The sequence below is a fragment of the Nodularia chucula CCY0103 genome, from assembly GCF_963923915.1.
In the GTDB taxonomy this organism is placed as follows: Bacteria; Cyanobacteriota; Cyanobacteriia; order Cyanobacteriales; family Nostocaceae; genus Nodularia; species Nodularia chucula.
This window is the reverse complement of the sequence record NZ_CAWUOL010000036.1, coordinates 1-22,828: the sequence shown is the minus strand read 5'-3', so window position 1 is coordinate 22,828 and position 22,828 is coordinate 1. Positions and strand designations below refer to the sequence as shown.

At 40.5% G+C, this 22,828-nt stretch carries 22 protein-coding genes, 1 tRNA gene and 1 pseudogene; 11 read left to right on the top strand and 13 right to left on the bottom strand.

The window, feature by feature from the left end; all coding sequences use genetic code 11:
• Positions 1-20 precede the first annotated feature (20 nt).
• Positions 21-1,193 (top strand): molybdopterin-synthase adenylyltransferase MoeB, encoded by a 1,173-nt coding sequence (moeB, locus tag ACM0OP_RS12070; RefSeq protein WP_414528650.1) that lies wholly within the window; start codon positions 21-23, stop codon positions 1,191-1,193.
• Between the two features lie 119 nt (positions 1,194-1,312).
• Here the strand turns inward: moeB and ACM0OP_RS12065 are convergent, their stop codons facing one another.
• From ACM0OP_RS12065 to ACM0OP_RS12030, 8 genes are all read right to left on the bottom strand, one after another.
• Positions 1,313-2,053, bottom strand: coding sequence for an ABC transporter ATP-binding protein (locus ACM0OP_RS12065; protein WP_414528649.1), 741 nt, complete (start codon positions 2,051-2,053; stop codon positions 1,313-1,315).
• Between the two features lie 306 nt (positions 2,054-2,359).
• Positions 2,360-3,145 carry a PEP-CTERM sorting domain-containing protein gene (locus ACM0OP_RS12060; RefSeq protein WP_414528648.1) on the bottom strand — a complete coding sequence of 262 codons (786 nt, stop codon included), beginning with the start codon at positions 3,143-3,145 and terminating at the stop codon, positions 2,360-2,362.
• A 396-nt stretch (positions 3,146-3,541) separates the two neighbouring features.
• Positions 3,542-3,766 carry an indolepyruvate ferredoxin oxidoreductase subunit alpha gene (locus tag ACM0OP_RS12055; protein ID WP_414528647.1) on the bottom strand — a complete coding sequence of 75 codons (225 nt, stop codon included), beginning with the start codon at positions 3,764-3,766 and terminating at the stop codon, positions 3,542-3,544.
• 116 nt (positions 3,767-3,882) lie between these two features.
• Entirely contained in the window at positions 3,883-5,094 is a 1,212-nt protein-coding gene (locus ACM0OP_RS12050) for an ATP phosphoribosyltransferase regulatory subunit (protein ID WP_414528646.1), read from the bottom strand.
• On the bottom strand, positions 5,094-6,038 hold the full coding sequence (locus tag ACM0OP_RS12045) for a J domain-containing protein (RefSeq protein ID WP_414528645.1): 945 nt from the start codon (positions 6,036-6,038) through the stop codon (positions 5,094-5,096). Before ACM0OP_RS12045 ends, ACM0OP_RS12050 begins: the two co-directional genes overlap by 1 nt.
• Positions 6,039-6,158: 120 nt before the next feature.
• Positions 6,159-6,971 (bottom strand): inositol monophosphatase family protein, encoded by an 813-nt coding sequence (locus tag ACM0OP_RS12040; RefSeq protein WP_414528644.1) that lies wholly within the window; start codon positions 6,969-6,971, stop codon positions 6,159-6,161.
• 99 nt (positions 6,972-7,070) lie between these two features.
• Entirely contained in the window at positions 7,071-7,625 is a 555-nt protein-coding gene (locus tag ACM0OP_RS12035) for a thermonuclease family protein (RefSeq protein WP_414528643.1), read from the bottom strand.
• A 3-nt stretch (positions 7,626-7,628) separates the two neighbouring features.
• On the bottom strand, positions 7,629-7,997 hold the full coding sequence (locus tag ACM0OP_RS12030) for a 2Fe-2S iron-sulfur cluster-binding protein (RefSeq protein ID WP_414528642.1): 369 nt from the start codon (positions 7,995-7,997) through the stop codon (positions 7,629-7,631).
• A gap of 105 nt (positions 7,998-8,102) precedes the next feature.
• Here ACM0OP_RS12030 and ACM0OP_RS12025 point away from each other — a divergent pair.
• Positions 8,103-8,189: transfer RNA gene (locus ACM0OP_RS12025), tRNA-Ser, on the top strand.
• Positions 8,190-8,317: 128 nt separating this feature from the next.
• Positions 8,318-9,094, top strand: coding sequence for an ABC transporter ATP-binding protein (locus tag ACM0OP_RS12020; protein ID WP_414528641.1), 777 nt, complete (start codon positions 8,318-8,320; stop codon positions 9,092-9,094).
• On the opposite strand, the gene ACM0OP_RS12015 is transcribed toward ACM0OP_RS12020, so the two are convergent.
• Entirely contained in the window at positions 9,091-9,753 is a 663-nt protein-coding gene (locus ACM0OP_RS12015) for a GIY-YIG nuclease family protein (RefSeq protein WP_414528640.1), read from the bottom strand. The genes ACM0OP_RS12020 and ACM0OP_RS12015 overlap by 4 nt on opposite strands.
• A 147-nt stretch (positions 9,754-9,900) precedes the next feature.
• On the opposite strand from ACM0OP_RS12015, the gene ACM0OP_RS12010 reads away from it, so the two are divergent.
• Positions 9,901-10,824, top strand: a complete 924-nt coding sequence (locus tag ACM0OP_RS12010) for a carbohydrate ABC transporter permease (protein ID WP_414528639.1) — start codon at positions 9,901-9,903, stop codon at positions 10,822-10,824.
• A gap of 236 nt (positions 10,825-11,060) precedes the next feature.
• Here ACM0OP_RS12010 and ACM0OP_RS12005 read toward each other — a convergent pair whose 3' ends face one another.
• Positions 11,061-11,936, bottom strand: coding sequence for a phytanoyl-CoA dioxygenase family protein (locus tag ACM0OP_RS12005; RefSeq protein WP_414528638.1), 876 nt, complete (start codon positions 11,934-11,936; stop codon positions 11,061-11,063).
• Positions 11,937-13,752: 1,816 nt separating this feature from the next.
• Between ACM0OP_RS12005 and ACM0OP_RS12000 the strand changes: the two genes are divergently transcribed.
• From ACM0OP_RS12000 to ACM0OP_RS11985, 4 genes and pseudogenes are all read left to right on the top strand, one after another.
• Positions 13,753-14,274 carry a LabA-like NYN domain-containing protein gene (locus ACM0OP_RS12000; RefSeq protein WP_206265518.1) on the top strand — a complete coding sequence of 174 codons (522 nt, stop codon included), beginning with the start codon at positions 13,753-13,755 and terminating at the stop codon, positions 14,272-14,274.
• A 92-nt stretch (positions 14,275-14,366) separates the two neighbouring features.
• Positions 14,367-15,962, top strand: coding sequence for a 2-isopropylmalate synthase (locus ACM0OP_RS11995; RefSeq protein ID WP_414528637.1), 1,596 nt, complete (start codon positions 14,367-14,369; stop codon positions 15,960-15,962).
• Positions 15,963-16,199: 237 nt separating this feature from the next.
• Positions 16,200-16,502, top strand: coding sequence for a type II toxin-antitoxin system ParD family antitoxin (locus ACM0OP_RS11990; protein ID WP_414528636.1), 303 nt, complete (start codon positions 16,200-16,202; stop codon positions 16,500-16,502).
• Positions 16,503-16,578: 76 nt separating this feature from the next.
• Positions 16,579-17,226, top strand: a pseudogene (locus ACM0OP_RS11985) (ester cyclase).
• A gap of 235 nt (positions 17,227-17,461) precedes the next feature.
• Here ACM0OP_RS11985 and ACM0OP_RS11980 read toward each other — a convergent pair.
• The 3 genes from ACM0OP_RS11980 to pdxR all read right to left on the bottom strand — a co-directional run bounded on the left by ACM0OP_RS11980 (position 17,462) and on the right by pdxR (position 19,670).
• Positions 17,462-17,866, bottom strand: a complete 405-nt coding sequence (locus tag ACM0OP_RS11980; protein WP_414528635.1) for a type II toxin-antitoxin system VapC family toxin — start codon at positions 17,864-17,866, stop codon at positions 17,462-17,464.
• Positions 17,863-18,090, bottom strand: coding sequence for a hypothetical protein (locus tag ACM0OP_RS11975; protein ID WP_414528634.1), 228 nt, complete (start codon positions 18,088-18,090; stop codon positions 17,863-17,865). Before ACM0OP_RS11975 ends, ACM0OP_RS11980 begins: the two co-directional genes overlap by 4 nt.
• Before the next feature lie 113 nt (positions 18,091-18,203).
• Positions 18,204-19,670 carry a MocR-like pyridoxine biosynthesis transcription factor PdxR gene (gene pdxR / locus ACM0OP_RS11970; RefSeq protein ID WP_414528676.1) on the bottom strand — a complete coding sequence of 489 codons (1,467 nt, stop codon included), beginning with the start codon at positions 19,668-19,670 and terminating at the stop codon, positions 18,204-18,206.
• A 183-nt stretch (positions 19,671-19,853) separates the two neighbouring features.
• Between pdxR and ACM0OP_RS11965 the strand changes: the two genes are divergently transcribed.
• The 3 genes from ACM0OP_RS11965 to ACM0OP_RS11955 all read left to right on the top strand — a co-directional run bounded on the left by ACM0OP_RS11965 (position 19,854) and on the right by ACM0OP_RS11955 (position 22,809).
• On the top strand, positions 19,854-20,408 hold the full coding sequence (locus ACM0OP_RS11965) for a GNAT family N-acetyltransferase (RefSeq protein ID WP_414528633.1): 555 nt from the start codon (positions 19,854-19,856) through the stop codon (positions 20,406-20,408).
• Between the two features lie 53 nt (positions 20,409-20,461).
• A complete protein-coding gene (locus ACM0OP_RS11960) occupies positions 20,462-21,127 on the top strand; it encodes a pyridoxamine 5'-phosphate oxidase family protein (RefSeq protein WP_414528632.1) in 666 nt (221 codons plus the stop codon).
• Positions 21,128-21,228: 101 nt separating this feature from the next.
• Positions 21,229-22,809 (top strand): GAF domain-containing protein, encoded by a 1,581-nt coding sequence (locus tag ACM0OP_RS11955; RefSeq protein WP_414528631.1) that lies wholly within the window; start codon positions 21,229-21,231, stop codon positions 22,807-22,809.
• The last annotated feature ends 19 nt before the right edge of the window (positions 22,810-22,828 follow it).

Below are 22,828 nucleotides of genomic sequence, written 5' to 3'. Positions count from 1 at the left end.
TGGTGATCTCCATAACTCCTATGCTAAATCCCAACCTGGATGAAATCCAGTTGACCAAAGACGATTATGAACGCTACTCCCGACATCTAATTTTGCCAGAAATTGGACTAGAAGGACAGAAGCGCTTAAAAGCTGCCAGTGTCCTATGTATTGGTACTGGTGGACTAGGTTCTCCATTACTGTTGTATCTTGCAGCCGCAGGTATCGGACGCATTGGTATTGTAGACTTTGATATCGTCGATACTTCCAACCTGCAACGCCAAGTCATTCACGGTACATCCTGGGTAGGTAAACCCAAAATTGCATCCGCCAAAAACCGGATACATGAAATCAACCCCCATTGTCAGGTTGACTTACACGAAACTCGCCTGAGTTCCGAAAACGCCCTAGAGATCATTAAACCTTATGATATCGTCGTGGATGGTACCGATAACTTCCCCACCAGATACCTCGTTAATGACGCTTGCGTATTATTAAACAAACCCAACGTCTACGGTTCCATTTTCCGCTTTGAAGGCCAAGCCACAGTCTTTAACTACGAAGACGGCCCCAACTATCGTGACTTGTATCCCGAACCACCACCACCAGGAATGGTTCCATCCTGTGCAGAAGGTGGCGTACTCGGTATTTTGCCAGGAATGATTGGTATTATTCAGGCTACAGAAACAGTAAAAATCATTACCGGACAGGGAAACACTCTCAGTGGGCGATTACTGTTATACAACGCCCTAGACATGAAATTCCGGGAATTAAAACTGCGTCCTAATCCCATTCGCCCAGTCATTGAAAAGCTGATAGACTACGAACAATTCTGTGGTATTCCCCAAGCACAAGCAGAGGAGGCTAAACAGCAGATGGAAATCTCAGAAATGACCGTCAAAGAATTGAAAGAATTACTGGATAGCGGTGCAAAAGATTTTGTCCTGTTAGATGTCCGGAATCCTCATGAATACGAAATTGCTAAAATTCCCGGTTCTGTATTAATACCCTTACCGGATATTGAAAACGGTGACGGTGTAGCCAAGGTCAAAGAAATCCTCAATGGTCATCGTTTAATAGCTCATTGTAAACTAGGTGGACGTTCTGCCAAAGCCCTGGGTATCCTCAAAGCAGCAGGTATTGAAGGAACTAATGTCAAAGGCGGAATTAACGCCTGGAGTAAGGAAGTAGATCCTTCAGTTCCAGAATATTAAAATGTATTAGCCAGAGTAACGCAGAGATTACACATTTACTCTCTGCGCCTCTGCTTACTGAGCGAAGTCGAAGTATGCGCCTCTGCGTGAAACTAAATTAAAAAGTAACTCAAATTAAGTCAATGAGCTTTACCTGCACCTAAATATAGTTCCGCTACTTTGGGATCATGCAATAATTCTTGACCAGGGCCAGAAATCGCATCACGTCCTGATTCCAAGACATAACCACGGTCAGCCATTTCTAAAGCTTTCCGCGCATTTTGTTCTACTAAGACAATAGCTGTACCTGTTTGATTAATTTGTTTAATTTGCTCAAATACTTGCGTTACCAAAATAGGGGATAAAGCCGCAGAAGGTTCATCTAATAGCAATAAACTTGGTTCTAACATCAAAGCTTTGCCCATAGCCAGCATTTGACGTTCTCCTCCCGATAGTGTACCAGCACGTTGACGACGGCGATCGCTCAGTCTGGGAAACATAGTAAAAATTTTATCTTTTAAGGGTTTTAGGGGAATATCACGCACAAACGCCCCCATTTCCAGATTTTCTTCAATACTCAAAGAAGGAAAAACATTCGATATTTGCGGCACATAACACATTCCTTTCCGGACTATTTGATTAGACTTTAGCCCCGCAATATTTTCATTTTTAAAGGTAATTGTACCTGTGTGAGGAGTTAATAGCCCGAAAATAGTCTTGGCTAAGGTAGATTTACCCGCACCGTTAGGGCCAATTACTGTTACCAATTCCCCCGGTTCTACACAAAAATTCACCCCTTGTAGAATATCTATATCTTTGCTGTATCCGGCGTGAACATCTTTAACTTGTAGTAGTGGAGTAGAATTATGGACTGATATCATTTTGGGTTAAACACTTATAAATAAGTTAGGTAATATAGCTGGGGAGTAGGGAGTAGGGTAAAAGCCTTTCGTTGTATAACTTTTATGATCACTTTATGTCCTAACGTCCTTGGCGGTTGCCATAACCTACATTGATCGATTTTATTATAAGTAATCACCAAAAGTTGAATCAGAAACATAGACAAAAAAGCATAGATATGTAATCTATGCTCCCATGTCTGGCTGCTTATTTTCACAACTCAGAGTATTTGAGGAAAGAAGTTATGTGGGGTTTCTATCCTCAACTAGTTGGTTTCAGTGCGAAACCTATACAGTTTTTGCAGCTTGCTTACGGCGAGATGCGAAGTAAACTCCCATTAGGGACAAAGCAGCTACACTAGCAGGCTCAGGAACTGAAACAGGATCGGTGGGATCGACGGGATCTACGATGTCATGATCACCTAAAACAGTGATGGTCGCAGTTTCTAAGGACGGGTTGTTTACATTAGCAGAACCCACTTCTCCAAAGTAAAGATATAGTGGGGTGTTTGTAGAAACTGCACTAGTCAGGTCAAATTGAACTTGACCACCATCACCCAAGCTCAAAAATCCGTTACCAACAAAGTTATTCAGGTCAGTACCAGAAAATATGCCATCAAAGCTGCCCAATGTAGCAACTGTGTTGTTCACATTACCACCAGTGCTACCAAATAAATTGGCAGAAACAGGAGGACGTTGGTTTCCTGGTGTAAAAGTAGTGTTAGCAGGGCTGAAATCGAATACTCCTAAACCAAATAGAGCTTCAACCTGTGACGCATTGCCAACCAGAGTGGTGCTGAGTTTAACAGCATCTAAATCAAAACCGCTTAAGAAACCAGGAGATCCAGCTAAGTTGTTACTGTCAGCAATCAAGATGGAGGTGATGTCAAAGCCAATATTACTTAAGTCAGCTACGAAAACACCGGTTTCTCCATTTATAGAACCAGGTAGTCGTGTGAAGTCAATATTCAGTGTTGAAGCTGAAGCTGCGGAAGCTGACATCAAGCCTACGGCTGTGGTAGCCAGAGAAAATGCCAACACCTTAGATGTGGTAGCTATACTGTTTTTGGTCATAAATTTTGCACAACCCTAGATGAATTATCGTTTACACGGTTTTTTGTATTACCCAACTAATCATACCTGTTACCTGATGAAATTGACTAGACATTTTTACACAGTTTACAAAAAATTTATTCAAAAATAGCTATAATGTATCTAATAATTCAAATTTTCTAGAAAAAACTGTTAGCTCAAGGCTTAACACCGCTCCTATAGCAATGGGTGAAAGGAGATGATTAACGGGGTGAAAATCTGTGACTGGTAACGGTTTTATCCTCTATTTTTCTCTTAACTACCTTTAGGGTTGCCATACTTACGCTCCACTGGTGGCGACAAACCTATAAAAAACAGGCAATGTTGAAGTGTTTCAAATGCCTGTATTAATCTAAAATTTCCGCCAAAATTGTAAATTTATGGTGTTTTTTGCAGATCAGGCCGTTCTTCTGGAAGGATCGCATCTGCTACAGGACAAACTTGAATACATATACCACAATCGATACAAGTGGCAAAATCAATCCAATACCAATCTGTTCCTTTGACATTTTTCCCTGGCCCTTCGTGAATACAAGCTACTGGACAAGCATCTACGCAGTCAGCAACTCCTTCACAAACATCAGTAACAATTGTGTGTGCCATTTCTCGATTCCCTTTATTGCGGATCAGCTATATCTAGCCTAGCAGGGGAGGAATGGCGAATGGTCATTAGTCATTGGGACGTTACCGCCTTCTCCCCCCTACTCCCCATTCCCTCACTAACCCAAGGATTCATTGGCGATGGAACCATCAGATTTAACCCAAGCTATTTGGGTGATACCGCGATCGCTGGCGTATTGTCTGATAGCTTCCATATCTCTGCCACTTAGATATATTTCCACCCTAATGGCTTCGGTGGAATCCCGCAATTTTTGGGCATGGGACAAAGCGGTAGCTTCGGCATTTGCTGTTTGGGCTACTACTAACCAGTCACTGACTGGGGTTGATTGTGGTAATTGATTTGTAGTTAAAATCACTTGGTATAAATCCTCGATATTGAGTACAAAACCAATACCGGGGATGTTTTCTCCTTGGGGATGATACAGACCTAAAAGCTGGTCGTAACGGCCACCTCGTCCTAAGACTGTGGCTTGTGAATTGGTATGGCTGACGATTTCAAATACTATACCTGTGTAGTAGTCTATGGTTTGAATTAAGCTGAGGTCAAGAATTAAAGGAAAGTCACCTTCTGATTTTAATAACTCTACTAAAGATTTGAGGTGATTAACTGTTTCTTGTTGTGCTGGATCTAAATCTAGGCTGCTGACTTTTTGTAGAACATCGCCACTATCACCCCGTAAATCCATCATCATACGGGCGCGATCGCGTAATGTATCACTTAGGGGTAAATTATCTATGGCTATGCGGTCCAGATGGGCGATCGCACTGCGAACTTGACCTTGGATATTTACCGGAAAAGCCTCCAGGAGCGATCGCGTAATTCCCGCTTCCCCTAAAATTAAATGCCAATCCTGCAAACCCAGTGCAGTCAAACAATTTTTCGCCAATAGCAACACTTCTGCATTAGCCAACAATCCCCCCACACCTAACAACTCAACCCCAGCTTGATAAAACTCTTGCTGACGGTTATGCTTATTTTCCCAAGTGCGGCGAAACACATTAGCATTGTAGTACAGGCGTTGGGGATAGGTAACACCTGCCATTCTTGTCGCCACTGCACGAGCAATAGAAGCCGTCAACTCTGGACGCAAGCCCAATTCTTCATCTTGACCATTTTGCAGTTGAATCACCATTTGGCGTTGAATTGCTTCCCCCGCCATCAAAGTATCCATCCGTTCTAAAGTTGAAGTGATAATCCTGTGATATCCCCAACCATGAAACACCTGCTGTAACCTATCTTCAATCCAGCGTTTTTGAGCCACGTCTAAAGGTAATAAATCCCTGGCTCCCGCTGCTGGCTGATACACCATTATTTTTTATTTCCACCAAAAAGACCACCAAACATACCCCCACCTCCAGATTTATCTGGTTGATTAGTGCCATCATGAGGAGGTGAAGTTACTTGAGAGCCACTCGATTGTTGCCCTAAAGCCTTTTCTATTTTAGGTTTCCATGTCAACGCTATTTCATCCTTGGGATTTAATTTCAAAGCATTATCAAAATGAATTTTAGCCATTTTTAACTGATTTTGCTTTAAATATACCAAGGCAACTAAACTATGACAGCGACTATTCTTTGGTTCTAGCCTCAGTGCATCCTGTAATTCCACCTTGGCTTGACTAAATTGGTTTTGCTGAATAAAGTTTTGGGCGCGACGGATATACTGATCTGCGGCGGAATCTTGTTTAACTGGCGGCGGTGGTGGCGGTGGTGTAGTTGAAGCGGTAGCTGTTTTACTTTGGACTACACCTGATGAACCTGGCACAGTGGAAACATTACTACCATTCCGCATCAGGTACACTAAATTTAACTCGCTAATCTGGGATATAATTTTAGCAGATTGTTGTATGTTTTTATACTGATGCTCACCCAATTTAGAGATAGCGGTTTTGTAAAAAAAATCAATATTAGAAGCAATAACCAGTTGTTTCGCTAACTCACCATTCACCTCTACTGAATGGGATTCTTGTCGCAGAGATTTACCCATGTGGGACAAAACAATTACCTGTTCTGTGCGACTCCGTTCTGTAGAGAGACTTTCATAAGCCGGGTTAACGAATTTCGACAGTAATTCACTAGCCAGATTTTTTTCTTCAGTAGAAGTAAACGCAGTGCTATCTGGGTGTAACCGGCGGGCAATTTCCAGATAACGTTTACGTATTTCCTTTACACTTGCATCAAGGGAAACACACAAAATTGCGTGATTATCTGTGACATCATATTTAAAAAATCCACGATCTATTTTGAGAGACATAGAGCGGTGTTGCACCCAAATAGCTTAATCTTTATTTCCAGTTTACCTTTATCGGTAATTTGTCAGTAACAAATTATCAGGGTTCTATAATTATTTTTCCCTAATTTGATCAATTATCGATCACTTCCAACTTGACAAAGGTGGAACTTCTATTAACTCATGACTCAGCTTTTCGTGAATATTACCATTAGTTGCCAGGATTCTACCTGATTCCAGTTGGAAAGAATTACCATTATAAGCTGTAACTTTCCCCCCAGCTTCTTGTAATAAAACTATACCTGCCACTACATCCCAAGGAGAAATTCCCCGTTCCCAGTAACCATCAACCCGTCCACAAGCAACATAAGCCAAATCCAGGGCGGCGGAACCACTACGCCTCACACCTTGGGTAAGATGAGTCAGATGACAAAATTCTGCATAGTTATTATCCGATGTTTCCCGGCGATCGTAGGCAAATCCTGTTACTAACAGACTTTGACTAAGTTCTGATGTTGCAGAAACCTGAATTTTCTGGCGGTTGCGCGTCGCCCCTAAGCCAGTAGCAGCCCGAAATAATTCATCATGGAAGGGGTCATAAATTACACCTACTGAAGGCACACCATTAACTAATAAGCCAATGGAAACAGCAAAAGCTGAATATTGGTGAGCGTAATTGGTAGTACCATCTAAGGGATCGATTGCCCAAAGATACTGATTGTCTTGATTTCCTAACTTTCCGGATTCCTCAGCCAAAATAGAATGTTCAGGAAAGTGGCGACGTAAAATATCCAAAATCACGACTTCGGAAGCTTTATCCGCAGCTGTGACTAAATCACCAGGGCGGCCTTTTTCGGTAATAGCATCTCCTAATTTACCCAAATAACCCTGCAAAACCGCACCCGCAGCCAAAGCCGCTTCCGTAGCAATATCTAAAAAAATCTGTAAATTAGTCATCAGTAATTAGTCATTGTAAATTAGTCACAATCTTTCTTGTCCCCCCACGTCTTCTCCCCCTGCTCCCTGCTCCCTGCCCCCCTGCCTCTTACCCACTCCCTAAAGATAACGACGGCGAAACTCAGCAGGGGAGATTAGCAGAGGTTTTTCTGGGTTCCAAATGCCTTTTCCCATGAGTCTAGCCCATTGCTGGGCGCGTTCCAAACGTTGGTCATATTTATGGTTAGGCGATCGCCCCACAAATAAGGCATATCCCTGTTTAACCACTTCTTCATTCAATAACTGCTGATCTTTCCACACATAAGCCAAAAACCGCCCATTTTGATCTTTGGCTTCCAGATCAAATTCTAAAATTACAGGTTGTGCAGAATCACCAATCAAATTCGCTAACACTTGTCTAGATTCCTCACCCCAAGGGCGTTGGCGGAAATCTGGGGCATCAATTCCCACCAACCGGACGCGAGAAGTCAAGTTTGGTTGTTCAGCCATACCTAAAACATCCAAAGTTTGCCCACTGACTACTCGTGACACCTTCACCTGAACCTGATTGCTTGCAGTTGAATGATCAGCTTGACAACTCACCAGCAACAGCAAGCAACACAACAAGGCAATTTTACTTAGCAACACCCTAACAAAAACCTTAGCGCCAACCAAAATTTAATCCTCATCTAACGGTAAACCCGCCTTTACTTTACCCCTAGCAAAATACCGCCCAAACTGTAATTCATAAACCTCATCCTCATCTTGAGTTTCCACCTCTAAATCAGAACGAGCATAACTCACACATAACAAAGCGTAACCTTGGCGGCGCAAAGCTGGGGATAATCCAATAGCCTCTGGTTGGTAGATTTCTCCCGACACCACCCGCACAGCACAAGTTGTACAAGCCCCATTCCGGCAAGAAAATGGCAGTTCCCCTCCTTGTTGTTCGATGGTGTGGAGGATGTAGCGATCATCTGGGACTTGTAGACTGTATTCTTTGCCTGTAGCACGATCGCGGACTTTAACTGTATAGGTATCGGACATCGTGATTAGAGATCAGAGTGTGGACTTTCAACTTTAATTTAATTTATTTGCTCATGTATTTGCATTTTTTTTAATTTCATTGTATAGTTGTAAATCGTTGCCCCTGGAGAGGTGGCCGAGTGGTTGAAGGCGCAGACCTGGAAAGTCTGTTATGCGGTAACGTATACGAGGGTTCGAATCCCTCCCTCTCCGTTCCCAAAATGAAAATAACAATCTGCCCTAGTGTGGTGAGATTTTGGCAGATAATCACTCTCTTATTGCGGTAAACTGTCAATAGTTAAACTATAACTCTGCCCAATTCATAAATTTTCATCCTTTCAATGCCCCTAGAACTACAAAACCTCACAGGTGGTTATACAGCATTACCCATCATCCAAGATATTAATTTATCCCTACAAACTGGAGAATGGTTAAGTTTAGTTGGTGCTAATGGTTCTGGTAAATCGACAATTTTGAAATTACTCAGTCGGATTCTGTCACCACAGCAAGGGACAGTATTATTGGATGGTAAAGCTATTCATTCGGAACCGCCTCATATAGTTGCCCAGAAGTTGGCATTATTACCCCAACAACAAACAGTTCCTGGGGGCTTAACAGTGCGACAATTAGTGAGTTTAGGACGTACCCCACATCAACCTTGGTGGCAATGGGAATTAAATAATCAAGATCGGGAAAAAGTATCAGCAGCTATTGCAGAGACGCAATTAGAACAATTGAGCGATCGCCTAGTAGAACAACTTTCTGGCGGTGAAAGACAACGGGCATTTTTAGCTTTAGCCCTAGCCCAAGAACCCAAAGTATTACTATTAGATGAACCCACCACTTATTTAGATATCAACTATCAATTGCAACTCTTAGAACTGCTAAAAAAACTGAATCAAAAGCAAAATTTAACCATTGTTACAGTCTTACACGAATTAAATTTAGCAGCCCGTTACAGTTCCCGAATTGCCTTATTAAAACAAGGTCATTTGTGGGAAGTTGGCACACCGGAAGCCGTTCTCAACCCCAATGCGATCGCCCAAGTTTTTGGAGTAGAATCTGTAATTATCAACACACCCGTTGGCTTACAAGTTTGTGCAATTTCTGCTGTCTAAGATTTAGTTTCCTCCGTCTGCGCCGCAATCACTGAACTCCAATTATCATTATTGATAGCCGCTTCCAGTTGATGCTGACGTTCTGCAACAGTTCCATCCACATTTTCTATTTCCTGAGACAAAGTAGAATCAGCCATTGCTTTCCGCAACTTTAACTTTTTCTCCTCATAAGCTTGGCGTTCCGTTTCTGACATTACCGCCTTAGCAGCTTCCCCCACTCTACTCGCCCACATTCCCCCTTCAGCAGCATTACCAGGGGGTGTACTTTCCAATTCCCCAATCCAAGCATCTCGCAAATCTTCCATTTCTTGACGCTTAGGAAACTTAAAAGTTTGCACACGCACAAAAGCACATTTTTCTGCACCATATTGGCTAACATGGCCGTTGAGGGAAAGCAACACATTCCGGGAATAACCAACATACTGGGTTTGGCTTTGTGCATCTAAAACCGCATAAACTCCAGCAATTTTGGCATTTTGAGAAGCCGTTACCCAACTTTCCAGAGGCATAATATTCACCCCATTATTTGCCAATTCAGGAGTTACCATTATCTCAGTGGTATCGTGTTCATCATCAGAACTGTACAAAAACTCATGTAAATCACGGTGATTCACTGGTACATTTTGATGTTCAATTGGCAAATTGTTCTCAGATTCCATCACAGTTGATCTCCCTTTCAATGACACAGATAAATTTTTCCATTCACCAAAACCTCCATCACCGGCGGTTTTATCCCGCCAAATTCATGCAATTCTCACCATAGTGCTGCATTACATACCTAATTTTTTCATAAATCACAACTCTCTATGAATCAACTGAAGCTGCAAAACTGGAACTTAATCAAACAGCGATTAACCCCGTACTTATTCTTACTTCCGGCTTTAATTCTCTTGGGTTTAACAGTTTTTTGGCCAGCAACACAAGCATTTTACCTAAGTTTTACCAGCTATGAAGACCTTTCCCAGCCTCCCCAATGGATTGGTTTTGATAACTTTCTCCGCTTGTGGAAAGATCCAGTTTTTTGGAAAACCTTAGAAAATACATTTCTCTATCTTCTAGGAGTTGTACCAATTTTAGTCATGGCTCCCTTAGCTTTAGCAATTTTGGTAAATCAGAAACTCAGAGGCATGAATTGGTTTAGAGTAGCTTACTACACGCCAGTAGTCATATCAATGGTAGTTGCTGGTATAGCCTGGAAATGGCTGTATGCAGAAAACGGCTTACTCAATCAGTTACTCAAAACCTGGAATATCGTTCCCGAAGGAATCCCCTGGTTAACTAGTCCAGAAAAACTGCTGGGAATTGTCCCAATTTCCCTAGCCAGTGTGATGGCTGTGACTATTTGGAAAGGACTGGGCTATTACATGGTAATTTATTTAGCCGGATTGCAATCAATACCTGCTGATGTGTATGAAGCCGCCGCCATTGACGGTTCTGATGGTATTCGCAAACACTGGGATATTACAGTACCCTTAATGAAGCCTTATTTAGCACTAGTGGGAGTGATTTCTGCCATTTCTGCCACTAAAGTATTTGAAGAAGTATTTATTATGACCCAAGGCGGTCCACTAAATAGCTCTAAAACCATTGTTTACTATTTATATGAAGAAGCATTTAGCAACTTAGAAATTAGCTATGCTTGTACAATTGGATTAGTATTATTTTTAATAATTTTAGGCTTATCAGTTTTACGATTACTAATTAATCAACAGGAAGATATAACAATTTAGAGGATGTTTTAAAAGTCTAATTTATTACAGCCCTGGCGACTAGAAGTCGCGGCTATACAAACTAAACCCGCCTGCGCGGGTTAAAAAACCGATTTTTTGATTAGTCCACGCAGGTGGACTTTGCCTGTGTAGTAGCGAATTATATTCGCCCAAAACTTTTCAAACATCCTCTTAAAAGTTTGTAGTCAGGACTTCAGTCCTCACTCTAAAAATTCCCTAAAGCAGCGCAAAAAGTCCTAATAAATATACTGCTTTTTATCTGAGGGGAGATTTTGCACCAAAATAGACAAATCCTGAGATGGTAAAGAATTAGGGATATAGTATCTCTTTTTTTGCCGCCTAGAACTATAGTCATAAAATATCGCAAATCTATCAGAAGTTACAGGTGACTTTCCCCGATGGAAAATACTACCAGTAGCAGCAAAAATTACAGTCCCGGCGGAACCCGTACATGATTTATAATTTTCTGGTGATAAAAACTGCTCCATTTTTTGGTCTGAAATGTAGCCGGATGTATATTTTAAAGTCTTGGCTATTTCTGAGGTGACATCTGGGGGAATATATTCAAATGGACCTGTATGATCATTAATATCATTTACATAAATTATAACTTTGAGAATTTTTCTATCTTCTTTATCTATATGCCATAATCTAGAACCTTGTTCGATATTATTAGCAATATCTCTCCGAAAATATACTCCGTTGTAGGATAATGGCAAACCAATATAATTTTCTACAATGTTTAGCAAACGTTGTTCTAGTCCCCAGTAAAAAATTTCTGGATATGCGATTATTTGTTGAGAACTAGCATGAATAACAAACTGGTTTTTATCTAAAGATTGATGGGGATTTATTTGGGGAATCAAATCTTTGGCTGCTGTGATTATATCAGACTTTGATGCAATTCCTAATTCTGTTAATGAAGTAATTACTACTCCTTTATTTCTGATATTTTCTACTAGCTGTAAGTCATCCTGTGGCAGAATAGGTAAATCTCTGATGTGGTTTTTGACTGCTGTTTGATAAGCTAAATCTTCTTGATATTTGATCAACGGTAAGGAAATAATTTTTTTGACAATCTTATTCCGCATTTTCTGGGCAATTTCATACATTAGACATCTCCAGAATTTTTTATATGCAATTAAAATATAGGATTCATATTTGATTTCTGAAAAACACGTAGGGTGCTGTATAGCCCAAGGGGCATGGCTCCGCTAAAGCGAAGCGTAACGCACCATCCTGAAAGCCTTTCGTGCGTTACGACGTTCCGTCTAACACACCCTACAACACCTAGATTTTTTCAATAATCAAACCGTAGTCCTATATTTGTATTAAAATTATTTCTGAAACCGAGGAGAATTTTAAAATAGAGTTTCAGAATATAATCATTATTCTCTAAACAATTTAGCCCTCAACTATATTAATTATTTAATTCCTGATTTATGAGGATTTTTTGTACAATTCAGCATATATGATATGGTTGGGATTAACTATCCTACTCAGGTTATATTTTCCGATTTATCGATTCACAAATATTTTATATCGTGTATAAAAATTAATAATTCTACATTTTTAATCTATCTAAAGGCAGGATATTAAATATTAACTAAATAATTGCTATGGGACTAATATTTGATTTCTGTTGGCGTAGCCTGTGCTTTGCGCTTAAAATTTCGTCATAACACAAACAGGTTTTTCCCTACTCCCCCTGTTTAGGACTGAGACAAAAAACCGACTTACTCCCATGTTATGAGCGATCGCCAGGGATGCTGTAACTAATTGGCACATTCAAGACTACAATCTAGTATAATAGCTCTCACATCACCTTAGACTAACTTCTCGTTGTTCTCAGCGTAGTACACTAGTTCCAAGGAAAAGACTTCAGTGGTTACAAGTAGCCATACTGTTGCCGATTTGTTTTATGGTACTGTACGGCAGTTGGGAGCAACTGAAGATTACTTGCCAAAATAACTATATTTTATGGAGGTATTCTTAACCCACAGAGATACAAAAAATTCAGGATAGCATTGATTTTGTAGTAATTGTACTCAAACTCAAACCACAAGAGTCAAGAATGCTGGACTCATGAGATCAGTTTAACTGACACAATTATCTTAGATAAACCACTAACCAAAAGGGTTTTGGGTTGACTTGAGGTTATGTTGGCAGTAAAAACATATTTTTTAGTTAAGGTAGATATATGTTGTTTTGTCATATCCTGTTAATAGTTGATTGAAGTTCTACTACTTTATCTATTCAAGACTGGTTAAACTAAAAATAAATTTGAATAAAATTTAAATGAGAATCTTATACTTTTGTAATCTCTTTTCTATTTTTGAGCAAACTTGGGTTAATAAACTGCGGCTAAGTCAGGTGTTAAGCAAAATTCGGCTCAATCTCGTTCTTTGATTGAGAATGAACTTTTGATCATATCCCAGAATGGAGTGGTTAACGTACTGCTTCGACTCTTAAGTTAAGGTGATCTTTGATTTTTCACCTCTAGGGATAACTGTCCTAAGTTGATTTTAGTTATATTGCCAAATTTTCTAGAAGCTCCAGCATTTACCACCAACTTTATACTTTTATGAACTCAAAAATTTATAGTTGGTCATCCATATACTACCCTAATACCTATGGCTAATGTCTTTGGCAGTAAACTTGATAGTTACATAACTACGAATCCTGTTAATCAGTCTATTTCATTGATAGATTTTGCTGATGTACTGTATCTGGAACTGTTAAACATCAAAAACTGTAAGTTTCAACAGCTTAAGTCTAAGATTTTAGCCAGTTTTATGCGGTGCAAGCGGTAAGATAAAAGCTATACCTAAAACCCTGTTACGGGAATTTTAGTAAATTTATCATTTGAGAATTGCTATAATCTATTGTCCAATCTATTACTTTTTTATTTGTTAGGTGTATTTTTCTATGGGTTCCCCAATGAATCGTCTGTCTATTTTTGTAGACGGAAACAATATGTTCTATGCTCAACAAAAAAATGGCTGGTTTTTTGACCCAAGACGAGTCTTAGAGTATTTCAAACACGAGCAATCAGACACAACATTGATTAATGCTTTCTGGTACACTGGTTTAAAAGACCCACAAGATCAACGAGGTTTCAGAGATGCTCTAATTAGCTTAGGATATACAGTACGGACTAAAATTCTTAAGGAATATTATGATGACTCTTCCGGGCGATATTCCCAAAAGGCTAATTTAGATATTGAAATTGTCGTAGATATGTTTAATACCGTTGATCAATATGATCGAGTAGTTTTATTCAGTGGTGATGGAGATTTTGAAAGAGCTATCGAACTATTACGCTCGAAAAATACGCATATTACTGTGGTATCGACGGAAGGAATGATAGCGAGAGAGTTACGCAATGCTACTGATAGATATATTGATTTAAATGATATCCGAGACCGTATAGAAAAGGTAGAAGGTTAGTGATCTTAGCAAATATTTACAAATCTTTAAAGTAAAAAAACTAAGGTTAAAGATATTTAAAGGAAACAGTAAAAATTTTACAAGGAGGAAAAATGACTAGCAAAGCTGACAAAATTATCATTTTTGACACGACGCTCAGAGATGGGGAACAGTGTCCAGGAGCAACCTTAAATATAGATGAAAAGCTAGCGATCGCCAAACAACTCGCTCGATTAGGGGTAGATGTGATTGAAGCGGGTTTTGCCTTTGCTAGTCCTGGGGATTTTGAAGCGGTTCAGAAAATCGCCCAACTTGTGGGGACAGAAGATGGCCCCGTAATTTGTAGTTTAGCCAGAGCCATTAAAGCAGATATTGAAGCCGCAGCCAAGGCCTTAAAACCAGCAGTTCACGGTCGGATTCACACATTTATTTCCACATCGGATATTCATTTAGAGTATCAGTTGCGGAAGTCGAGAGCGGAAGTTTTGGCGATCGCCGAAGAAATGGTAGCCTATGCTAAATCATTCATGGCAGATGTGGAATTTTCGCCAATGGATGCAGCCCGCTCTGATCCAGATTTTCTTTATCAAGTATTAGAGCGTGCGATCGCCGCCGGCGCAACAACAGTTAACATTCCCGACACTGTAGGTTACTTAACACCCAGTGAATTTGGGGCAATGATTAAGGGCATTAAAGATCATGTCCCCAACATTGATCAAGCGATTATTTCCGTACATGGACATAACGACTTAGGTTTAGCAGTTGCCAACTTCCTAGAAGCTGTGAAAAATGGTGCAACCCAGTTAGAATGTACAATCAACGGCATTGGAGAACGGGCTGGGAATGCTTCCCTAGAAGAATTAGTCATGGCCTTACACGTGCGGCGACAATATTTCAATCCCTTCTTAGGAAGACCAGAAAATTCTGAAGAACCACTAACTAATATTGACACCCGCCAAATTTATAAAACCTCCCGTTTGGTTTCTAATTTGACAGGAATGTTAGTGCAACCAAACAAAGCCATAGTTGGAGCCAACGCCTTTGCTCACGAGTCTGGTATTCACCAAGATGGGGTGTTAAAAAATAAGCTCACCTACGAAATCATGGATGCTCAATTGATTGGTTTAACAGACAATCAAATAGTATTGGGCAAACATTCCGGGAGAAATGCTTTTCGTACCCGGTTAGCAGAATTGGGTTTTGAACTATCAGAAACCGAATTGAATAAAGCCTTTGTACGGTTCAAAGATGTAGCTGACAAAAAGAAAGAAATTTCTGATTGGGATTTAGAATCTATTGTTAATGATGAGATTCAACAAACACCAGATTTATTTAAACTTGAGTTAGTACAAGTTACTTCTGGTAGTAATACTCAACCCACAGCTACCGTTACTCTCCGCACCCCCAACGGTGAAGAATTGACTGATGCGGCCATTGGTACTGGCCCAGTAGACGCAGTTTATAAAGCAATTAACCGTGTTGTGAATGTACCTAATGAATTAATTGAGTTTTCTGTGCAGTCAGTCACAGCAGGTATTGATGCTATCGGAGAAGTAACTATCCGTCTCAGAAATGAGTCGAGAGTGTTTTCTGGTCATGCGGCGAATACAGATATTATCGTTGCTTCAGCCCACGCTTATGTTAATGCGCTAAATCGTCTTTATGCATCTTTGCAAACTCAAGAGAAGCAAGAAGAAGTAACTGCTTAGAAAATTCAGGAAAACATCTAGTTTCAGGGTGGGTTTGTCCCGCCCTATTTTTTTTGCTAAGGGATGGAGAATCTCACCCACAAGTCCTCTTCTTGCTAAGGAACCACCGTTTACACACAAGATATTCCCAGAGATTCCGAAAATCATTAATATTGAAAATATGGATTTGTTTCGCGCATACCGCTAAGGCGAAACCCGCAAAGAAGAAAGCAAAGGTTTTTTTTGAGGTATGAAGTTATGAATATCACTCTCAAGCCAGAAATAGAGCAATTTATTCAAGCACAGCTTGCAAGTGGGAGATTTGCTAGTGCAGATGATGTGATAAGTGAAGCCTTTAAATTGCTACAAGATAAAGAACAGCAAATTGAAGAATTACGTCAAAAAATTGCTATTGGGACTGAACAAATTGCTAAAGGTCAAGTAACTGATGGCGAAGCTGTTTTTGCTAGGTTTCAAAAAAAAATTCGTAAAATTGCTGAGGAGTCTGATTACCTGAAAATAGCTGTAATTATAAATATTTGTTGCTTTTTGAGAATTTGAGATTTATCTACTATGAGAAAATTTTATTCTAAAAGTGGATGCTGATATCAAGCCACATTTAAAGAGTAGCGAGCAAATGACAGAATTACCTCTTTGGGTGCAAGATAGAGAAAAAGTCCTGGCTCATGATCAAGGCGTAGAATGGCGGTAAGGACAACGCCCTGATTATTCCTACACCAATGAATTTCTGCACAAAGAAAGTCAATTTAACCATCCAGAAGGTTCTTTAGAAGCGATCGCGCAAAACTTAGTCCGTACCTTTGAAATGGAAGCTTCTCATAAAATCAATCCACAACAATGGCTATCAATTGTCACTGATAAGTTTAGAATGAGTAGCAACGGCGGAGAAAAATACACTGCTGAAGAGGTAGTGAAAGAAGGTACTTATAACTTATTTATTAGTGAAACCGAGCATTATAGCTCTAAAAATGAAACTTTTGAAAGTTCATTTGAACTGTTTCATAATGCTTTTCCTAACGGCTTTTTGTGGGAATTAACAGAAGTTCTAGCTGGACCACCAAATGTTACCTTTAAATGGCGGCATTGGGGAACATTTACTGGTAGTTACAAAGATTATAAACCCACTGGGGAAACAATAGAAATTACTGGCATGAGTATTGCTCGTGTGACTGAAGATTTAAAAATTGAGTCTTTAGAGCATTATTTTGACAACAATGCTTTTCTAGAAAAATTAACTGCTGGTGGTTGCCCTTTCCATTCCTAAAATCAGCATAATTGACTTAAAACTAGTGAGTTTCGAGTTAATTAATTTCAGAATTTATTTGGAAGTAGAGGCGTTTCGTAAACTACGACATGACTCTAGTACCGCAAGGTAGAAGTCAAAATTGAAAAAGTTTATTCTATAGGCTTTTCATGGATTTTAAATGGTTGTCATATTTACGCCGTGTTGTACTAGAGTCTTTTCTGCTCATCCGGCGAATGCAGATATCAGGCTTTTTTTACCAAATAGTTTTGATAGTTGTTAAAGCTTGTATTCGTAAATCACGCGTAACTAAAGGAATACCCAAAGAGAAAGCTGTAGCCGCAATAATCCTATCAGGCATATCAGGCACAGTTACCCGGTCAATTTGTCTAATTGCCCCTGAAACATTCCTATCTAGAGGTACAAGTATAATACCTATATTGGGGTCATCCAAAGCGTTTAAAATTCGTGTTAATACTTCTTCTGCAAAGCGTCCTTTCTCAACTAAATAAGCAATTTCTATGATTGTGATAGCTGACACGTAAATAGGATTACCTGTATTAACTGCTTGTTCCAACGCTGTTAATGCGTCTGCTGACAACCTCTGCAAGTCGAAAACGTACCAAATTAAAGTGTGTGTATCTGCTACTACTGATGTCATGAAACGATATCCTTGGGGAAATTAGCCCACATTTCTTGACGTGCTTGAGCAATATCTTCTTCAGTAATATCTACTTTTAAATCAGCACATAATCCTTTAATAGTCCCTAAAGGTTTCTTAGTAGTAGCTTTTTGAGACAAAAATTCGGCAAAATCTAATAGTTGCTGCTGTTTATCCACAGGTAAATGGCGTAATCTTTCTAACACTGCTTCCTCAAGATTCATTTCACTTTCTCCTGATTTAATTTTCCAAAAGAGCTTTCATCTCTGTGATTATTGCAGTTAATTGTCTATCTTTCTCTAAGATATCAGCTTATAAAAAAACTTGCTCTACTAGCTTAACTAGCAAATATTTGAGCGAATCTCCGAATACCCTCGGCTAGTTGTTGTTCTGTCAATTCACCATAGCCGAAAATAAATTCACCTGTATGATCAGGTTGAAGATACTGGGAGTTAGCAGACATGATTCCCACACCAATTTCGGCTGCAAGATGGATGATTTCTTCATCACTGAGATGGGTATGGATTTTTATCATTAAATGGATTCCGGCTTTTTCACCTAAAATAGTGACTTTTTCCCCAAAGTGCAAGTTTAAGGCTTTAACTAGGACTTGACAACGCCTTTCGTAAAGCGATCGCATCTTTCTAATATGACGTTCTAAATGTCCTTCTGTAATGAAGTCTGCAAGTGCTTGCTGTTCTAGAATTGGTAAATGGCGATCGCATAACCACTTAGCACGGGCAAATATAGCCACTAAATTCTTTGGTAATACTAAATAGCCAATCCGCAATCCCGGAAATAGCACTTTGGAGAAAGTCCCAATGTACAGCACTGAATCACTGCGATCTAAACCTTGTAAAGCCGGAATTGGTCTGTCACCATAGCGATATTCACTGTCATAGTCATCTTCAATAATTAATCCCCCGGTTTGTTGCGCCCAAGCTAATAGTTCTAAACGGCGTGGTAAAGACAAAATTGCTCCGGTGGGGAATTGGTGGGAAGGTGTGACATATACCAGCGAGATGGGTTTGCTGGTATAGTTGACCAGTTCTTTGACAATTAAGCCGGAATCATCCACAGGTATTGGCAAAAGTTCAGCACCTTGAGTCTGAAAAATTAACCGCGCACTCATATAACCAGGATCTTCCAGTGCAATCATATCTCCAGGTTCAATTAATAGCCGCATAATTAAATCGAGTCCTTGCTGAGTCCCATTGACAATCAGCACTTGATCTGTGTCACATTTAACAGCACGAGAACGGGATAAATAAGAAGAAATAGCCTCCCGCAAAGGTCTGTAACCCAAGGGTTCGAGAGAATAATCCAGCCAACTCAAATTAGTGTAAAAGTAACGCGATAGTAATCTACGCCACAGCTTCAGGGGAAATTGGTCTATGGCTGGTTGTCCGTAGCGAAAGTTAATTTCGGTATCAGGTGCGGCGATTCTTGGCAGATTTTCGGTGTTAGCTAAAATCATCCCGTACCGATTTAATTTAACTGGCGATCGCGTAATTATTTGGCTCGATTCTATGGGTGTGGAATGCAGCAAATCATCAGGAAGTTGGGCGCAGACAAAGGTTCCAGAACCCGAAATTGTGGTTAAATAACCCTCACTCAAAAGTTGTTCATAGCTTTGAGTCACAGTAGTACGAGAAATACTCAAAGATTTGGCTAGCGATCGCGTTGACGGAATACGCACACCAGGGGACAAACGCCCGTTGAGTATGGCTTGGCGCAGTTCTTGATATAGCTGCTGATGCAGAGGTACAGGGGAATTACTATTCAGGGCGATCGCTAAATCCATAATCCAGCCATAAAAGTGGACTTGTATTAAATCACAAAAGTGGCTCTTGTCTAATACCACTTGAGAAATTACGCTTATATGTCTACAAAGGTAATATCAGAGCGCAGGAGGTTTATGCAAAAGTGGGGATGAATCCTTAAAACTCTGTCATGTTTGAGGAATACCTGTAATTTGAGACAAAAAATGCTGACTATTAGAGAAGCAATTCCCTCAGAAGACGCACTGATTACACAGCACTTTTACCAAATGTGGCAAGATATTGGCGTTTCTGATGAAGCGATGAATCCTAACTGGTTGGATATTACTCTTGAGTTTATCGCCCAAGCTCGTCAGGACTTATTTTATCAAGCTTTTGTGGCAGAAGTAGACGGTGCAATAGTGGGTTCTGCAAGTTGTCAATTATTTTCTGGTTTGTACCCGAATGTATTCAAAACAGAGTACCGGAAATTCGGATATATCTGGGGCGTTTATGTTGAACCAGCTTACCGCAGACAAGGCATTGCTAAGAAGTTAACTAATAGTGCGATCGCGCATTTAAAAGCAATTGGTTGTACGCGAGTAGTTCTGAATGCGTCGCCATCGGGGAAACCTGTCTATTCCAGTCTGGGTTTTGTAGAAAGTAATGCTATGCAACTTGATTTGGGGATTAAGAATAAACGTATCGCTAAAGCGAAAGCTCCGCTAACGCGTAGCGTGCGCGCAGCGCATACCACAAAGGACACAAAGGACACGAAGTAAAGAGGGTTTTAGAGAGTTTTTGCGTAAGTCTTGTTTTAGTTGGAAATAGAATCATGAATGAAATTAATCAGGAACAGTTAAGCCCTACACAACGCAGTCAAATTAAGCGCGTACCTCAAAGGGGAAATTATGAGCGTCAGGTAATCTATGACATTTTAGATGAAGGGTTAATTTGTCATGTGGGATTTGCGGTAGATAATCAGCCTTTTGTGATTCCTACTGCTTATGGTCGGGTAGAAGACCAATTATATATTCATGGTTCCCCAGCTAGTCGAATGTTGAAATCTCTCCAAGCTGGTATCGAAGTTTGCTTGACTGTGACTTTATTAGATGGGCTAGTTCTGGCGCGTTCTGCATTCCATCATTCCATGAACTACCGTTCAGTAGTAGTATTTGGTACAGCAACTATCGTTAAAGATGCTGAAGAAAAATTAGCAGCCCTCAAAGCCTTTACTAATCATGTCATGCCCAAACGATGGTCAAATGTGCGGACACCCAACCGCCAGGAAATGCAGGGAACTCTGGTACTTTCCTTACCTCTAACCGAAGCATCTGCCAAAGTGCGGACAGGGCCACCCCTAGATGATGAAGCCGATTATACTTTACCAGTGTGGGCGGGTGTTTTGCCATTAAAATTAGTGGCTGGAGACGCGATCGCAGATTCTCGTGTACCTTCAACAATTAATCTGCCGATGGAAGTGCAAAACTATAGTCGTTGATCCCAGTAATTTTACCTTTTCTTAACTTTTTAGTCATAATTGGGAAAATTAGGCAAAAAATAGGGAACACTGAGAATATATATTTCATTCTCCTACACCCTATGACCACTAACGATTATGAAACTTCCCACCGCTTAGAGTTGCAAGAGTGTCAACAACAGCTACAGATAGCGGTGCAATCTCAAAAAATCTTGGCGAGAATTTTGGCTAAAGTTCGCGCATTTGTCAACCTCGACTCTCTGTGTTCCAGTTCTTCCCAAGAGATTTGTAGGCAATTAAAGATTGAGCGAGTAGCAATTTACCGCTTTAATGCTGATTGGAGTGGTAGTTTCATTAATCGTTATGGCTTTGCAGAATCACCTTGGAATACATTAACTGCCTTTGGGCAAGACTTGGTGTGGGCAGATTCCCATTTACAAGAAACCCAGGGTGGAAGATATCGGCAAAATGATCCTTTTGCCGTAGCTGATGTTTATGCAGCCGGACACGCCCGTTGTCATATTGAGGTGTTAGAACAATTTCAGATTCGCGCCTATGCGATCGCACCTATTTTCATTGGCCCAAAACTTTGGGGACTGCTTGCCGCCTATCAACATTCTGTGCCTCGCCAATGGCATACTCATGAAGTTGAATTTGTTGCCCAAGCCGCCAGCCATCTGGGAATAGCGATACAACAGGCGAAAATTATGGAACAAACCAAACAACGCACCGCAGAATTGCAAGATGCGATCGCCCGACAACGGACACTGACAGAAGTAGTCGGGAATATTCGTTCCTCCCTAAATATTGACCTCATCCTCAAAACCACCTGTCAGGAAGTGTGTAAAATGTTGCGAGTCGAGCGAGTCGGCGTTTATCGTTTTAATCCAGACTGGAGTGGTGAATTTGTCAGTAATTTTGGCATGGTAGAAGCCCAGTGGGACAGCATCAATCCCTTTGGTAAAAACCTCGTTTGGGAAGACACCCACCTGCAAGAAACCAAAGGCGGGCGCTACCGCAACAACGAACATTTTGCCGTCAACGACATTTACCAAGCCGGACATTCCCGTTGTCACTTAGATATTCTGGAACAATTCAAAATTCGGGCTTATGCCTTAACACCAATTTTTGTCGGGCGCAACCTCTGGGGACTGCTAGCAGCGTATCAACATTCTGCACCCCTTCAGTGGGATAGTGTAGAAGTAGAATTTTTGGGACAAGTAGCCAGCCAACTAGGAGTAGCCCTGCAAAGTTCCGAAATGATGACCCAAATTCAATCCCGCGCCGATCAAATGCGCCAATCTGCTGAACAGAGGCGGATATTATTTGATTTAGTCGTCAAAATTCGGGAATCCTTGCATTTAGAGACAATCTTAAAAACCACTGTACAGGAAATCAGGCGATCGCTCTGTGCAGATCGAGTCGGTATCTTCCGGTTTGATCCCAATGTCGGTTTTTGTAGTGGTGAATTTATCGCCGAAGATGTCTTACCTAAATTTGATTCTACCCTCGCCGTCAAAGTCCAGGATTATTGCTTCGGTGATCACTACGCACCCCAATATAGCCAAGGCCAAGTCCAAGTAATATCTGATGTTAATAGCGTTGGCTCAAAAGTACCTCACTTAGATGTAATTGAGCGATTCCAAATCAAAGCCCAGATTGTTGTCCCCCTCCTCGCTTGCCTACGGTGTACACACAAGTAGAAGTAAACTACTAGGGGAG